At 54.6% G+C, this 15622-nt stretch carries 14 protein-coding genes; 3 read left to right on the forward strand and 11 right to left on the reverse strand.

Annotated features, from left to right (window positions below; genetic code table 11):
* Positions 1-248: 248 nt before the first annotated feature.
* The 3 genes from AC6I8T_RS09960 to kbaZ all read right to left on the reverse strand — a co-directional run bounded on the left by AC6I8T_RS09960 (position 249) and on the right by kbaZ (position 3087).
* Positions 249-485 carry a hypothetical protein gene (locus AC6I8T_RS09960; RefSeq protein WP_021183275.1) on the reverse strand — a complete coding sequence of 79 codons (237 nt, stop codon included), beginning with the start codon at positions 483-485 and terminating at the stop codon, positions 249-251.
* A gap of 181 nt (positions 486-666) precedes the next feature.
* Complete coding sequence (gene nagA / locus AC6I8T_RS09965) at positions 667-1794, reverse strand: N-acetylglucosamine-6-phosphate deacetylase (RefSeq protein WP_497833776.1); 1128 nt, start codon at positions 1792-1794, stop codon at positions 667-669.
* A gap of 12 nt (positions 1795-1806) precedes the next feature.
* A complete protein-coding gene (gene kbaZ, locus AC6I8T_RS09970; protein WP_497833777.1) occupies positions 1807-3087 on the reverse strand; it encodes a tagatose-bisphosphate aldolase subunit KbaZ in 1281 nt (426 codons plus the stop codon).
* Positions 3088-3401: 314 nt separating this feature from the next.
* Between kbaZ and AC6I8T_RS09975 the strand changes: the two genes are divergently transcribed.
* Positions 3402-4208: a DeoR family transcriptional regulator gene (locus tag AC6I8T_RS09975; RefSeq protein WP_208725448.1), complete on the forward strand. Its 807-nt coding sequence runs from the start codon at positions 3402-3404 to the stop codon at positions 4206-4208.
* 33 nt (positions 4209-4241) lie between these two features.
* Here AC6I8T_RS09975 and AC6I8T_RS09980 read toward each other — a convergent pair whose 3' ends face one another.
* The 7 genes from AC6I8T_RS09980 to AC6I8T_RS10010 form a co-directional block, all read right to left on the reverse strand.
* Positions 4242-5405 carry a Gfo/Idh/MocA family protein gene (locus AC6I8T_RS09980; RefSeq protein WP_208725449.1) on the reverse strand — a complete coding sequence of 388 codons (1164 nt, stop codon included), beginning with the start codon at positions 5403-5405 and terminating at the stop codon, positions 4242-4244.
* 16 nt (positions 5406-5421) lie between these two features.
* Positions 5422-6192 carry a transcriptional repressor AgaR gene (gene agaR, locus AC6I8T_RS09985; protein WP_021183270.1) on the reverse strand — a complete coding sequence of 257 codons (771 nt, stop codon included), beginning with the start codon at positions 6190-6192 and terminating at the stop codon, positions 5422-5424.
* The gene (locus AC6I8T_RS09990) at positions 6189-7106 is read right to left on the reverse strand and encodes an ROK family protein (RefSeq protein WP_208725450.1); all 918 of its coding nucleotides are present in this window, start codon (positions 7104-7106) and stop codon (positions 6189-6191) included. Before AC6I8T_RS09990 ends, agaR begins: the two co-directional genes overlap by 4 nt.
* Before the next feature lie 5 nt (positions 7107-7111).
* Positions 7112-8236 (reverse strand): ABC transporter ATP-binding protein, encoded by a 1125-nt coding sequence (locus AC6I8T_RS09995; RefSeq protein WP_208725451.1) that lies wholly within the window; start codon positions 8234-8236, stop codon positions 7112-7114.
* A 23-nt stretch (positions 8237-8259) separates the two neighbouring features.
* Positions 8260-9042 carry a carbohydrate ABC transporter permease gene (locus AC6I8T_RS10000; RefSeq protein ID WP_415173561.1) on the reverse strand — a complete coding sequence of 261 codons (783 nt, stop codon included), beginning with the start codon at positions 9040-9042 and terminating at the stop codon, positions 8260-8262.
* 98 nt (positions 9043-9140) lie between these two features.
* A complete protein-coding gene (locus AC6I8T_RS10005; RefSeq protein WP_208725452.1) occupies positions 9141-10076 on the reverse strand; it encodes a carbohydrate ABC transporter permease in 936 nt (311 codons plus the stop codon).
* A gap of 81 nt (positions 10077-10157) precedes the next feature.
* Positions 10158-11423 (reverse strand): ABC transporter substrate-binding protein, encoded by a 1266-nt coding sequence (locus AC6I8T_RS10010; protein ID WP_051337939.1) that lies wholly within the window; start codon positions 11421-11423, stop codon positions 10158-10160.
* A gap of 453 nt (positions 11424-11876) precedes the next feature.
* On the opposite strand from AC6I8T_RS10010, the gene AC6I8T_RS10015 reads away from it, so the two are divergent.
* Entirely contained in the window at positions 11877-13547 is a 1671-nt protein-coding gene (locus AC6I8T_RS10015) for a DUF4091 domain-containing protein (protein WP_497833778.1), read from the forward strand.
* A gap of 89 nt (positions 13548-13636) precedes the next feature.
* Here the strand turns inward: AC6I8T_RS10015 and AC6I8T_RS10020 are convergent, their stop codons facing one another.
* On the reverse strand, positions 13637-14557 hold the full coding sequence (locus AC6I8T_RS10020; RefSeq protein WP_208725454.1) for a carbon-nitrogen hydrolase family protein: 921 nt from the start codon (positions 14555-14557) through the stop codon (positions 13637-13639).
* An 86-nt stretch (positions 14558-14643) separates the two neighbouring features.
* Here AC6I8T_RS10020 and AC6I8T_RS10025 point away from each other — a divergent pair, with 86 nt between their 5' ends.
* Positions 14644-15570, forward strand: a complete 927-nt coding sequence (locus AC6I8T_RS10025; RefSeq protein WP_208725455.1) for a LysR family transcriptional regulator — start codon at positions 14644-14646, stop codon at positions 15568-15570.
* Positions 15571-15622: the final 52 nt, after the last annotated feature.

Genomic DNA, 15622 nt, shown 5'->3' on the forward strand with positions numbered 1-15622 from the left:
ACGCCGTGAGATGCAGCCAACAATTGTAGCCGCGCGATTTATCGCGCAACGTCGTGAGATGCAGCTAACAATTGTAGCGGCGCGATTTATCGCGCAACGCCGTGAGATGCAACCAACAATCGTAGCGGCGCGATTTATCGCGCAACGCCCAATGGAGAGAAAATAATTAACAGGCAGGCAAAGGAGAAATAATAAATTATTATATTTAACCTGGCGATAACAATATCACCATAATAATTTCGTATTGATTAACGGGTAATGAACAATAACCAACTCATAATAGTAACTGCCGACGTCAGAATATAGCCGATGCCTTCACCCGTCATATATCGGCGCATGGTCATATGCATATGACCCACCTGAATTTTTTCACGCTTCTCTTCGTGCGTGGCGTTGACGATGGTACGGAACGCGGCAATACCATTGGTCAGCAACAGTGAACAAAAAGCAGCAACGGCGAGGGTTAGCATGTTATGCATGGTCATGGATTTCATTAATTCTGTCAGTCAAAGCGGAAGGCTATTTTATTTCAAGTGCCCGTAGATTGCAGGTAAAAATTAACTATCAATATCATCGTCCCAAACTTCAATAAATATTTTCGCGATAAATCGCGCCGCTACAAAGTGTTATGTCGCGGCGTGATTTATCCCGCCTTGCCGTATTCAGTCAGGCAACCGCAACGCCTTTTACCCAGAGCTGCTGTGGAATCAATTGATTATCCAGCGCCAGAATATTGGCCTGTTTTCCAGGCGCGAGGGTGCCCAACTGGTGAGACAGGCCCAGCAGACGTGCCGGATGCAGGCTTGCCATGTGAATCGCCTGTTCGCTACTGACGCCGCCATAGCTCACCATATTGCGCACCGCCGCATCCAGCGCCAGTGTACTCCCCGCCAGACCGCCCGCTGCGCTGCGCACCACGCCTGCACGCATCTCCACGTTGTGGCCGCAGATGGCGTATAACCCATCGGGCATGCCCGCGGCGCGCATGGCATCGGTTATCAGGATGATGCGGTGCGCGGCGCACTGGCAGGTGACACGCATTACCGCCGGATGGACATGATGACCATCCGCAATCAACTCCAGCCAGGCGCGGGAATCACTCAACCCGGCTCCGACCATACCAGGTTCGCGATGGTGTAAACCACTCATACCGTTGAAGCAGTGCACCAGCCCATCGGCACCGGCATCCAGCGCCGACTGCGTCTGAGCGTAACTGGCGGCACTGTGGCCCAGCATCACGCGAATACCCCGCGCTTTCAGGTGGCGAATTGCCGTCAGTGCATCAGGTTTTTCCGGTGCCAGCGCCACCATACGCAGCGTGCCTTGCGCGGCCTCGATCAACTGATCAATTTCGGCCACCGCCAGCTCGCGAAACCACTCAGGCAGATGCGCGCCACGGTTTTCGGGCGTAAACCACGGCCCCTCGAGGTAGCTGCCAAGTAACTGTGCACCCCGGGGATCATGCCGGTAAACGGCAATCCGTCGTAACGCCGCGTCAATTTCCGCCAGCGGGGCGGTGACCGTCGTCGCCAGCCATGCCCCCACACCTTCACACGCTTTGTGTCGTGCCAGGGTGGTGAGCACCGCCGGATCGTCATCCATCACATCGACGCCCGCGCCGCCGTGAACGTGGGTATCGATATAGGCCGGACTTAACAGCTCGACATCGCGTCGGCTATCGCCCACGGCAATCGGCTGAATGACGGTGATGATGCCATCAACGATATGGAGTTGCTGATCGTCGCGCCAGCCACCTTCACACAGCAACCGCCGCGCGCGAATGATCTGTTCCATCAGTGGATCTCCTTATGCTGGCTGACAGGCCTGGTGATACTGCTGCAACACATCCTGGATATGGTCGATCAGCAGGGCATGGGGCGTTGCCGCCAACTGGCCCTGGCGCACCTTGCCATACTGTAACGGCAGATATTGGCTGATCAGCGGTAACGGTAGCGCGGTATCGGCCAGATTGCGGATCAGCACCTTAAACGCCTCGGCAATCTGCGCATCTGGCCAGTAATAACGCACGCGGTCTGAATAGCTGAAGCCACGAGCCAGACGGCGGGTGGCACTGTCGCCGTGATAATGGCTATGCCAGTAGTCCGGTTTGTCGAGCATCACGCCATCCAGAACAGTGCGCAGGTGAGAGCAGGCTTTAGCGCTCAGTAGTTCTTCTTCAATACCCGCCAGGGCAAACAGCGCTTCCCGCAGGGCAAACGTCAGTGCAGGCCCGACTTTAAGGATGGCGAAATGGTCGATCACCAACTGCCGCAAGGCTTGCGGGGTTTGATAATCGGTGGAGTGGGCTTCAAACAACGGGCGTCCGGCGCTTTCCGCCCACTGGCACAACTGTTGGGCTTTTTGTGGCTGATAATCAATGATATGGGTATGGTCAAACTCGACGCCAGGCTGTACCACCAGGCCGATGATACGCGGCCAGAGTGCTGACAACCCGTGCTGCTCAAATGCCTGATGGTGCGCCATCAGCGTCGCCTGTGCCGCTTCCGGGGTGGTGACGGCTAATTCGGTCAATGTTTCGTGCGCGCCGCCGGGTACCGGGACTTCAGTGCCAATTACATACACCAGGTCGCGGCAACCAAAGTGCTGCTGGCAGGTGGCTTCGGCAATCGCCGCCAGGCGGGCGGCGCGCTGTGCCATGATTGCATCGGTCAGCGGCACCGGATCATCAGCGCAGGACATGCTGCAATCCAGGTGGATCTTCTTGAACCCCGCCTGCACATAATGCGCAATCAACACCTCCGCGTGCTGCATCGCAACCTCGGCAGGCTGTTTTTGCCAGCGATTCGGGCCGAGATGATCCCCACCCAGAATCAGCTGCTCACGCGGGAACTGGCAGCTATCCGCCAGTTGCCAGAGAAAATCTCGAAAGTCAGCGGGGGTCATCCCGGTGTAACCGCCGGTCTGATCGACCTGATTGGAGGTGGCTTCAACCAGAAGCGGTTGCTGATGGTCACGGGCAAAGCACAGCGCCGCTTCCAGTACTAACGGATGGGCGGAACAGACGGAGAAGATTCCGTTCTGCTCACCCTGGCGATGACGTTCGATGATTTCAGTTAATAGTTTCACTTTAGGCTCCACAGGGTCAGATGCCACCCATTCACCTTTCATAATCTTTCGTTATGTGCCGGGTAGCGACTTATGAAAACAAAATGAAAGCTATCAGAGGTCGTAACAGAAAGGCAAGGAAAAGATAACGCAAGGTGTGTAGGTTGTTGTGGCTTACTGTTGCGCTGACAGAGGTTGCATTTCACCGAAAGAAAGGTGTTAATAGCGCAATCGAAATAAAACGAAAGACTGGATTAACTAATGGCACAATCCATAGCGGCGCGATAAATCGCGCCGCTACCAGTCTTAAAAGACCAAACTGGCAGGTAAACTCAATGCAGCATTCCGATAACCCAATGGAAAAAAGCGTGGCGGCCACCAGCGAGCGTCGCGAGCAGATCATTCAGAAATTACGCCAGCATGGCAGTGTGCAGGTGAATGACCTCGCCACCCTATACGGTGTTTCGACCGTGACCATCCGTAACGATCTGGCGTTTCTGGAGAAGCAGGGCATCGCGGTGCGGGTCTATGGCGGTGCGCTGATCTGCGATAACGGCACGGCGGCGGAACCTTCGGTCAAAGATAAAAGCGCGCTTAATGTGTCGGCGAAACGCAGCATCGCCAGCGTTGCCGCTGAGCTGATTAAACCGGGCCACCGGGTGATCCTCGATTCCGGCACCACCACCTTCGAGATTGCGCGTCATATGCGTCAGCATCAGGATGTGATCGCCATGACCAATGGTATGAACGTCGCCAATGCGCTGGTTGAAGCGGAAGGGGTCGAGGTGCTGATGACCGGCGGCCATTTGCGTCGCCAGTCGCTGTCCTTCTATGGCGACCAGGCCGATCAATCGTTGCAGAATTACCATTTTGATCTGCTGTTCCTTGGCGTGGATGCCATCGACCTGGAGCGCGGCATCAGTACCCACAATGAAGACGAAGCGCGTCTGAACCGCCGCATGTGTGAAGTGGCAGAACGCATCATCGTGGTGACGGATTCCAGCAAATTTAACCGCTCCAGCCTGCACAAAATCATTGATACCCAACGCATCCACATGATCATCACTGACGACAGCATTCCGCAAAACAGCCTCGAAGGGCTGCGCAAAGCGGGGATTGATGTAGTGCTGGTCAGCCAGTAAATGGCGCGGGCATGGATCTGCCCGCGTCACGACTCAGGCTGGCTGCGGTGCAGTCAGCAAACGATCGAGTTTTTCCCACACCGGTGCCAGGTCCACCAACTTACGCTGTTCGCGTGCTTCATCCATCGCCAGTGCCAGAATCCCCGCTTCGATCGCATCCTGCGGCGACACCGGCAGCGGGCCGCCCCGCAGCACATGATCCATCACTTCCTGCGCCATCTGTTCATCGGCCCCATAATGTTGCGACAATGCGGTGCGGGTGGCATAGGTGTTGTCGACGGTTTTCTTGCCGCTCATCACATCGTGCACCCACAGGAAGCCGCGAATAAAATCGCCCTCAGCCTGACCGCGTGAACCCATGATACAGAAGCGGCGGAACTGGTCCGGCGCGTTGAGATTGGTGTGGAAATTCAGCGCGACGCCGTTGGCGTATTCCACAATCGCAACCTGGTGGTCGACAATGTCACCATCGCTGTCGAACACCTTGTCATCACCCAGCCAACCCGAGGGTTTTTGATGAAACAGCGCCATATCGTCCACCCCTTGCTGACGCGGATCGTTTTCCGGCACAAAGTTGCGGCGACCACCGAAGCTGGCGACGCGCATCGGGCGCGAACCGATCAGGCTGTTGTACAGATCGAGGTCGTGGCAGCATTTCTCCAGCATAAAACTGCCGGAGTAGCGCGAGTAGCGTCGCCAGTCACGCATAAAAAACGCGCCGTGGTATGGATAGATATGTTCCGACGCTTCCACCGAGACGATATTGCCTAACGCCCCTGACTGACGGGCCTGCATCACATCGCGATACATGGGGGCATAGCGCAGCACCAGGCCGATCAACAACTGCTCCTGACCATACCGGGCCAGCAGCTCCGCCAGTTGGAAGCTTTGCTCCATGCTGGCGACCACCGGTTTTTCGCAGAACACCTTCACACCTGCCGCCAGCCCGATACGGATATGCTCAAGATGCAGATGGTTGGGGGAGCCAATCATCAGCAGGTCAAGCTGTTGCGCCGCCAGCAAGGCTTCGGGTGTGTCATAAGCAACACCGGCATCAATACCATGTTGTTGCAGCGTTGCCAGCCCGGCAGGAGCCGGGTCGACATAGCCGACGATGGTGAAGTCTGGCGACAGGCTGCTGAACACATGCCCGAGGTAGCCGAGACGAAATCCTAATCCAATAATGCCCACTTTCATGACGTTCTCCCGCGTTTTAGCGATCGGCGATAATGATGTCGACGCCCATTTTCTCCAGGGCGCGCACGTATTGTTCGGATATGGCGCTGTCAGTGACCAGCCGGTGAATGCGTTCCACTTCGCGGATCAGACAGAAACTGGTACGGCCAAACTTGCTGGAGTCGGCTACGGCGATGATTTCACGCGAGACATCGCACATCGCCCGGTTAATCTGCGCTTCGCCCAACTGTGGCGTGGTGATTCCGGCGGCGAGGTCAAAGCCATCGACACCGAGAAACAGTTTGTCGAAACGGTACTGACGGATATGTTGCTCGGCGGTGGGGCCATCAATTGACCATGAGGCGCTGCGCACGTTACCACCCAGCACCATCAGATGGATGTTCTCGCGGCTGGCCAGTTCATAAGCGATGTTGATGGCATTGGTCATCACTACCAGCTCCTTTTTGCTCTCCAGATGCTTGGTCATCAGACTGGTGGTGGAGCCGGAATCGATAATCACCGCCTCTCCGTCGTTGATCAGGGCGGCGGCGGCTTTAGCGATAGCGAATTTGACGTCGCGATTGATTTTGCCTTTGTCTTCCAGCGGGCGATCAAAGACAAACTGGCGATTGAGCTGCGCGCCGCCATAGCCGCGAATGGCGCAGCCACTTTTCTCCAGCCAGCGCAAATCATTGCGGATGGTGACGGAACTGACGTTGTACAGGGCGCTGAGATCTTCCACCCGTACCACACCTTCGCGCCTCAACTGCTCAATAATCGATTCACGACGTTGCTCGGTATTGATCATAGGGACTCTCTTTCAGCATCGTTGAGGAGGGCAGCACCGCGTACGCCGCTGCTGTCACCAAAAACCGGGGCCAGAATCGCCGCCGGAGGACAGATGGCAAATAAATTTTCGCGCATCGCTTCCGGCAGCAACGGGTAGATTTCAGGAATATTCGACAAACCGCCGCCCAGCACAAAGGCGTCAATATCCAGCAGCATTTGTAACCCCGCCAACGCACTGGCAAGCACGGCGATAAAGCGATGGAATATCTGCTGTGCCAACGCATCGCTGTCACGATAGCTGTGCATCAGTTCCGGCAGGTTGCTGGCCGGATGGCCAAAGTGCTGACTCAGCGCCAGCAGGCCGCGACCGGAGACATAGCGCTCGTAACAATCGGTCAGGCCGCAGTTGCAACTGAACGAGGGCAGTGCGTAACGTCGGAACAACTGCGCGGGCACCGGCAAATGCCCCCACTCACCGGCCAGGCCGTGTTTACCGCGGAACAACTGCTTATCCACCACCAGACCGCCACCGGCGCCGGTGCCAATAATCGCGCCAAACACCACCGAATAATCCTGCGTCTGCGGCGAATGCGCCTCTGACAGGGCAAAGCAGTGGCAGTCATTGGCGATTGCCACAGGGCGGTTGAGCAGCGTCTCGATATCCCGTTTCAGGTTGCGTCCGGTCAGACAGGGAACGTTGGCCGCCAGTTGCTGCCGGGTATGCGGGTCAGTGATACCCGGCAAACCGATCCCCACTTTCCCTTTTCCTCCAAATTGCTGATCCGCCTCCTGTGTGAGCTTCACCAGGCAATGCAGAAAGGCGGAGTAATCCTCACCAGGGGTCGGCACCCGTTGGCGAAACAGCGGTTGCATGCTGTCATCAAAGGCGGCGATTTCAATTTTGGTGCCGCCGATATCAAAGCCGTAGCGCATCGGTGTTATCTCGCCATCGGGCGGAGTACGCGCCCGTGATTGATATCAAACAAATGCGCGTGCTCCAGCGCCAGGTGCAGGCCGATACGCTCACCGGGTTGCAGCGACCAGCCGGGCGAGGAGGGGAAGCGCGCGACAAAGTGACGACCTGCGACATCGCAATGAACGATCTCCTCATTCCCCATATGTTCCAGCGTCTGCACCGTTGCGGGCAGCGCGGCGGGGGCATCTGCCGTGGTGATTGCCACATGTTCCGGGCGAATACCGAGGCAAATCTGTTCCTCGTTATAGTCGTTAAGACGCTCGGCGACGCTGGCTGGCAGCGGTAAATGTCCGGCATCGCCAAAGGAGAGCGTTAACGCATCCGCGTTACGCATAATAGTTACATCATGCAGGTTCATAGCCGGGCTGCCGATAAACGCGGCCACGAATTTGTTTGCTGGCTGATGATAGAGGGTCACCGGCTTATCAACCTGCTGAATCACCCCGCGATCCAGGACGCAGATACGGTCGCCCATCGTCATCGCTTCCACCTGATCGTGCGTGACGTAAATCATGGTAGAGGGAAGTCCTTCCGCTTTCAGTTGCTGATGCAGATTGATCAGTTGCAGGCGCATCGAGACGCGCAGTTTGGCATCGAGGTTGGAAAGCGGTTCATCAAATAAAAACACGCGGGGGCGGCGTACGATGGCGCGGCCCAGCGCGACACGTTGGCACTGGCCGCCAGATAACTGGCCCGGTTTACGCTCCAGCAGGTGACTGATCTCCAGATTTTCTGCCGCTTCACGCACCCGGCGATCGATCTCATCACGCGGCATTTTGCCTTGCAGGCTAAACGCCATATTTTTGTACACCGTCATATGGGGGTAGAGCGCGTAGTTCTGGAACACCATCGCCACTTCGCGGTCCTTGGGTAATACCTGATTTACGCACCGGTTCTGGATCACGATCTCGCCTTCGCTGACGCTTTCCAGTCCGGCAATCATGCGCAGCAGCGTCGATTTGGCGCAGCCTGATGGCCCGACAAACACCATAAATTCGCCTTCCTGAATCGACAGCTCAATACCGTGCAGCGCCTGGAAGCCGTTGGGATAAATTTTCTTCACATCATGTAATTGAATACCAGACATAGCTGCTTCCTCTGAGTGGTGAATTAGCCTTTCACACCGGCGCTGGCAATGCCCTGGATGAAATAGCGTTGGAAAAAGATGAATAAAATCAACATCGGTAATACCGCCATCAGTGCACCTGCCATCAACATCGGATAGGGCACACCGGCACGGCTGGCAAGGGACGCCAGGCCAACGGGTAACGTGAGTTTATTGACGCTGGTATTGACGATCAGTGGCCACATCAGGTTATTCCACGCCCACAGACCATTGATGATGGTGCAGGCAATCAAACCCGGACGAATCAACGGCAACAAAATGCGCCAGAAAATGGTGAAGTGGTTGTAGCCGTCAAGTAACGCTGCCTCTTCCAGCTCGCGCGGTACGCCAAGGAAGAACTGCCGCAGCAGAAAGGTGGCGTAGATACTGAAAATGCCAGGCAGGATCAGACCGCTCAGGGTGTTCACCAGGCCGAGCTTTTGCACAATCAGAAACTGTGGGATCAGAAAGGCTTGTGCTGGCACCATCAGAATCGAGACGCACAACATAAACACCGTATCGCGCCCGCGAAAGGTCAGGCGCGAAAAGCCGTAGGCGGCCATAGCAGCAATCAACATTTGCAGCGTGACGGTAAAGAAGGTGTAGAGAAACGAGTTGATATAAAAGGTGGTGAACGGAATCTCGGTCAAAATGCGGTGATAAGCCTGCATCGAGGGATGTGCAGGCAGGATCGCCATAGGAATCTGAATGCTTTCCGGCTGCGTTTTCAGTGAGGTCAGCAGCATCCAGATAAAGGGTACCAGCGAAATCAGGCTGGCGAGCGTCATCAGGGCATAGACGGTCAGGCGGCGCAATTTTTCCTGATGTTGACGGCGGAACCACGCCAGTTCTTCGGATTGGGGTAACGTGCTCATGACTGGCTTCCTCAGGTCACTTTAATTTTTTTGCCAATAAACATCTGAACCAGGCTAATCACCAGGGTCACGACAAACAGCACCACGGCAATCGCTGAGGCATAGCCTTTTTCCTGTAAATAAAACGCGTATTTGTAGAACAGGAAGGTCACGGTCATGGCATCGCTTTCAATCATCGAGCGGTCGAACATGAGAAAGATGACGTCGAAGATTTGCAGCACTTCGATAAAACTCATAATCGAGACGAAAAACAGCGTGGGTAGCATCAGCGGCAGCGTAATAAAGAAGAAGCGTCGTAAGGTGCCAATGCCATCAATATCGGCGGCTTCATAGACCTGACGGGGAATATTCTGTAAACCGGCCAGCAGGATAATGATTTTTAGCGCCAGTGATGACCAGATGATAATAATCGACACGCTAAGATGAACCACTTTGGGGTCGGACAGCCAGTCAACTGAGGGCAGGCCAATAAATCCCAGCAGGTGATTCACCAGACCAAAATCACCGTTGAACAACCATTGCCACACCATCGCGACCGCCGCAGGCATGGTGATGGCGGGCAGAAACAGCAGGGTGCGGAACAGCGTCTTGCCGCGAATGGGTTGATTCAGGCCAATCGCCAGCAGCAGCGAGAGCGCCAGACTGACGGGCACGCACACCACCACATAGAACAGGGTATTGAAGGCAGCAGTATAAAAATCATCATCGCTGAACAGATCACGATAATTATCCAGACTGACTTCAGTCCAGTTCATAAACTGGTTGAGGTCGGTAAAGCTGTAAAATAGCGTCTGGAGAAAAGGGATGAAATAAAATACCAGCAGGCCGATAACCAGCGGAGCGATCATTATCCAGCCCCAGAAACGCTCGGCTCGTTCCAGACTACTGACATTTTTTACCGTTTTAACCGCAGGAAGATTTACGGTGACGGGAGAGATATTTTCCATCTTTATCGGCTCGGTAGCGGCGCGATTTAACGCGCAGGTTGTCGTAACGGCGCGATAAATCGCACCGTTACGGATTGCGTCTTACTTTTCCATCACCCGGCTAATTTTCTTCACCGATTTATCCATCTCTTCTTTGGCATCCGCACCCATAAAGATTTTCTTCAGGCTGCTGATCCACATGTTTTGCCACTTCGGTGTATTGGTGCCTGCCGTCGGGTAAGCGGTGGCGTGGTCCAGCGCAGTGAGATAGGCAGTAACATCGACCTGCTTAATATTGGCGGCCCAGGCAGGCATCGCCTGTTTGTTGGCGGGGATCACCGCGGCGGCCAGTTCCTCCTGTGAGGATTTCTGCGCCATAAAGGAGACATAACGCCAGGCGGCATCTTTATGCTTGCCGTTCGCATACAGGGCGAAGCCGAGGCTGTGCGCAACACCCGCTTCTTTATCGATGCGTGGCATTTCGATCACGCCGATATGATCATTAATCTGTGGGTTGCTGGCGAACGGGGCCGCCTGCCAGGAACCGGCGTACACCATTGCCGCGCGGTTGGAGGTAAACACCGAGTCGGTTTTCAGCTCGCTCATCTGGTTGGCAGTCGGCAGCAAGCCGCCTTTCATCATTTGCTGCAACTGTTGGTAAACCCAAATGGCGTTATCGCTGGCGATATCCGTCGGTTGGCCATTGGTCGGAACAATATGGACGCCTTTCTGATACAGCAGGTTCAGGTAGCTTTCCTGACCGTCATTGCTCAGGTCCATATACAGCGGGAAAGCATCGCCCTTCAGTTTGGCTTTCAGCGCGGTGGCGGTGGTTTTCAGATCATCCCAGGTCCAGCCTTTTTTCGGATAACTGACGCCAGCCTGATCAAACAGTTTTTTGTTGTACCAGACAGCGATGGCATCCACATCACGCGGAATCGCCAGTTGGTTGCCGTCAAACTGATAGGCCTTCACCGAACTGGCAACGATGTTGTTAAGATCGACTGATTTATCGTTCAGGTAGCCGTTCAGTGGGGCCAGGACGTGGTTCTGCGCATACTGAATAAAGTAGGGCATGTTGACCCAAAAGATGTCCGGTGCGACGCCCCCTGCGACGGCAGAGTCCAGTTTGACGAAATACTGAGATGCAGGCACCACTTCAATATCAATATTGATATCCGGGTTGGCCTTCTCAAATGATTGCGCAATTTTTTCTTCCGCAGGAAGTTGATTACGATCCCATATTGCATAACGTAAGGTTATTTTATCTGCGGCGTGGCTGAGTGCAGGAATTAAAAGTGCGACAGCTAATGCAATTCCGGAAATTACTGGTCTGGCGTGAGACTTATTGTTTTTAGCAGACAGCATGACACAACCCTCATCAATAAGAAGTATTTCTCTGGAAAGACCCGGTGTGGATAAATGATTTTGTAAACCATCCGTAATCTGGCTGTCAACAACGAAAAAGTGTAAGCACAACCCATGATTTTCCTTTCGATCTTTCGAAATCGAAAGGTTTTTTGCGGGTTTACAGCACTGTTTTCGTAACAGAAAGAACGAATCGAAAGGCCTGGCGAGGGCTAATGATCTAATTAGCAAGGCTTTTTTTTGACGCTGTTAAGAGGTTTTACCGGAGGTTGATAATTGTAATTAAAACCAGGCTGACGCCTTTATTTTCGCGCTGCTTTCGCTATTGGCAGGAAAATATTATGTTTTGCGAGCTGCGTCATCTTATTTTCTTATTACCTTTTTTTTCTATTTTTTCTTGTCTGTTTGCGTGTTATTAAATTGCAAAATTTCTGACACTGTAAGGGATGAACCATGACGTTACATCTGCGGCTGACTTCGTCGCTGGAAAAAATGTTTCACCAAAAAACAATTGCCGACGTAAAGCAACTGGCAACAACCAGCATTCTCGCCAATGAGACACTCTCATTTCAGGCGCAATATTTTCTACCTTCCACCGAGCGCAAAACGCGACGCACCTTGCATTGGTCGGTTGAAGGGGAGTTAGCACCGTGGTTGCAGGTGTATCAGGTCACGTCTGTGCCGGGACATTTACCCTGCTACAACACCGTGGATGACCATTATTTGACCACGGAGCCAGGTCTGTTTCCCGATCTGCTGATGCCGTTGACCGGCCCGACCATGCAAATCACCTGCAATTATCAGGGCGCGTTGTGGCTGTGCCTGACACCGCCGCCGGAAGGTTTACCGCCTGGCGAACATACAATAACGCTGCGCTTCTATGAAGAAGCCGAGAACAGCGTGATGAGTGAAGCGGCACTGGTGGTGACGGTGTTACCTGCCACTCTGCCTGCACAACAGCTTTACCATACCGAATGGATTCATACCGATTGCCTGGCGAATTATTATCAACTGACGGTGTTCAGCGAGGAGTACTGGCAGGCGGTGCGCAAATTTGTGCAAAGTGCCATGGCGCATGGCGTCAATATGATGTTGACGCCGCTGTTTACGCCACCGCTCGATACCGCGCCAGGGACGGTACGTACTGAGGTGCAACTGATTGACGTCTTTGATGACGGGCAGGGTGGCTATCGCTTTGGCTTTGAACGGCTGGCCCGCTGGGTAGATTTATGCCGTACCGAGGGCATCCGCGATTTTGAGATCGCCCACTTTTTTACCCAATGGGGAGCGGCGCATGCGCCGCATATTGCGGTACAACTGCCGGATGGCAGCCGTGAGCCACGTTTTGGCTGGCATACCGATGCCTTTGGTGAGCAGTGGCGGCAATTCCTGAGCGCCTTCTTACCACAACTGACGGCGTGGTTTGATGAGCAGGGTCTGCGTGATCGGGTGTGGTTCCATATTTCCGATGAACCGACCGATCAACATCTGGAAAATTACCGTAAAGCCAGCGATCTGCTGCGGCCGTTAATTCCCGGCTACCGTACGCTGGATGCCTTGTCCGATTATGACTTTTATCGCCTTGGCTTGGTGGAAAAACCGGTCACCGCCTCTGACCATCTGGAGCCATTCCTGGAAAATCAGGTGCCAGGGCTGTGGACGTATTATTGCTGCGCCCAGTATCTCGATGTGGCTAACCGTTTTATGGCGCAACCGTCGCTGCGTAACCGTATCCTCGGGGTGCAGCTTTGGCTATACCGGATTGAAGGGTTTCTGCACTGGGGCTTTAACTTCTACAACAGCGAATTGTCGCGTGAGGCAATCGATCCTTTTGCCGTTACCGATGGTTTGCAGGCATTCCCGGCGGGTGATCCATTCCTTGTTTATCCCGGCAAAGACTTCACGCCGCTGCCTTCGATTCGCCTTAAGGTGCTGCTGGAAGCGATGCAGGACTTGCGCGCCCTGCAATGTCTGGAAGCGTTGCAAGGTCGTGCGGCCGTTGAGGCGTTGGTTGATGACGTGATGGGGATGCGTATTACCTTCAAAGCGTGGCCGGCCGATGCGCAGAAGTTATTGCATCTGCGTGCCGAGGTTAACCGCCGTATTGGCACATACATGGAATAATTCCCCATTGTAGCGGCGAGATTTATCGCGCGATCTTTTTCCGGCATCGCGCACAGAATCTGCGCGATAAATCGCGCCGCTACGGTGATTTATTGAAAAGTGACGGTTTTTTTGGGTTTTTGGTCAACCGCCAACGAGAACACATCCGGGCGGGCATAATGTCCGACCACGTCAAAATCATAGCGGGCGCGAATCAGTTCATCGGTGTCGATTTGGGCCGTGAGTAATCCTTCGCTGCCGCGCAACGGTCCTGCCAGCACATCCCCAAGTGGACCGATAATCACACTTCCCCCCTGAATCAGCGGGCGCTGGCTGTCCCAGCCGGGGATCTCTATACCCAATTCGGCTGGCGAGGGTTGCAACTGGCAGGCGCTTAACACAAAACAGCGACCTTCGTGGGCGATATGCCGCATTGATGCCTGCCATACATCACGTTCATCTACCGTGGGCGCGCACCAGATTTCTACCCCTTTGGCATACATGGCGGTACGCAGCAACGGCATATGGTTTTCCCAGCAGATGGCGGCACCGATACGTCCGGCCTGAGTATCCACCACCGGCAGCGTAGAACCATCGCCCTGGCCCCAAATCAGGCGTTCGGTTCCGGTTGGCATCAGCTTGCGATGTTTTGCCACCAGACCATTTTCCGGTTCGAAAAATAACGCGCTGCAATACAGGGTGCTGCCTTCACGTTCAATCACACCAATCACCAGTGCGGCCTGGGTGCGGTGTGCCAGTGCGGCCAGCGCCTCCGTTTCTTTACCCGGCACATCAATGGCGTTGGCAAAATATTCTGCCCAGGTTTCACGTCCCTGTGGCAGACGATAGCCCAATTGGGTGCCAAAGGTTTCACCTTTCGGATAGCCGCCAAGCAGGGCTTCGGGCATCACCACCAGGCGCGCCTGGCTGGCAGTAATTTGTTGTTCATAAGACAGAATCTTCTCTAACGTCTGCGCTTTACCTTCAGGTGCGGAGCCAATTTGTAGCACCGCCACGGTTGAGGATGTCATGGCAATTTACCTGTGAGCGGGGAGTTGAAGCCAAGGTATACCTTGGTATAGTGCTATGAATCAATCCTCAAAAATGACTATCAGATATGAATACAATTAATATCGAGTCGCTTGACCTGAATTTGTTTAAAGTTTTCGAAGCGTTGTATGAAGAGGGCAGCGCCAGCCGTGCTGCGCTGCGTCTTGGCATCACCCAGTCGGCCGTCAGTGCCGCGCTGGGCCGGTTGCGGAAAATTTATGGTGACCCTATGTTTGAACGCACGGGACGCGGCTTACGCCCGAGCCGTCGTGCGGAGGAATTAAAACCCATTGTCAGTGAAGCGTTAAATCGCTGTCGTCAGAGTCTGGCGCTGGCGCAGCGGGAACAGGCGGAATTCGAGGGCAGAACCCTGGTGTTAGGCTGGTCCGACGATTATGAAATCGCGCTGGCACGCCAGTTGATCAACCGTGTGGCAGAGGCGTATCCCGGACTGCGGCTGATCTTCCGACAAATTCACAGCCGCATCGCTGCCGGGATGTTGATGAACCGGATGGTCGATTTGGCCGTGACTTCTGGCAGTGGCAACTCGGCGGCGTTGAGTAAAGAGTTGGTCGGGGTCAATGGTTACGCCTGTGTACTGGACTTTGCACCGCCAACGGGTGAATTGACGCTGAGTGACTACACCCAACTGCAACATATTCTGATCTCTTCGGGGGGCGTGGTGGGGATCGTTGATGAAGTGTTGGCTGAGCTGGGCCTGAAACGCACGGTTGAAGCGGCGGCGACCCACTTTTCGGCGGTGCCTTATCTGATCAAAGGTTCGCGCTCGATTGTGACGTTACCCAGCCATGCCGCTCAGGCTATGGCGATGATGTTTGATTTGCGGCTGGTTCACTGTCCAATTGCCTTACCCGATTATCCGATCGAGTTATCCTGGCGAACTGACAGCCTGAGGGACCCGGCGGTGGCCGGGGTCAGGAATATTCTGCGGGAGTTATTGAAAGCCATCCCCCCGGTAGCGGCGCGATTCTGAGCGCGCTGCCAGAAAAAACCGCGCGATAAATCGCGCCGCGACGGAAGTGGTG

The organism is Pantoea sp. X-Soil-OKNW-556 (assembly GCF_059730695.1).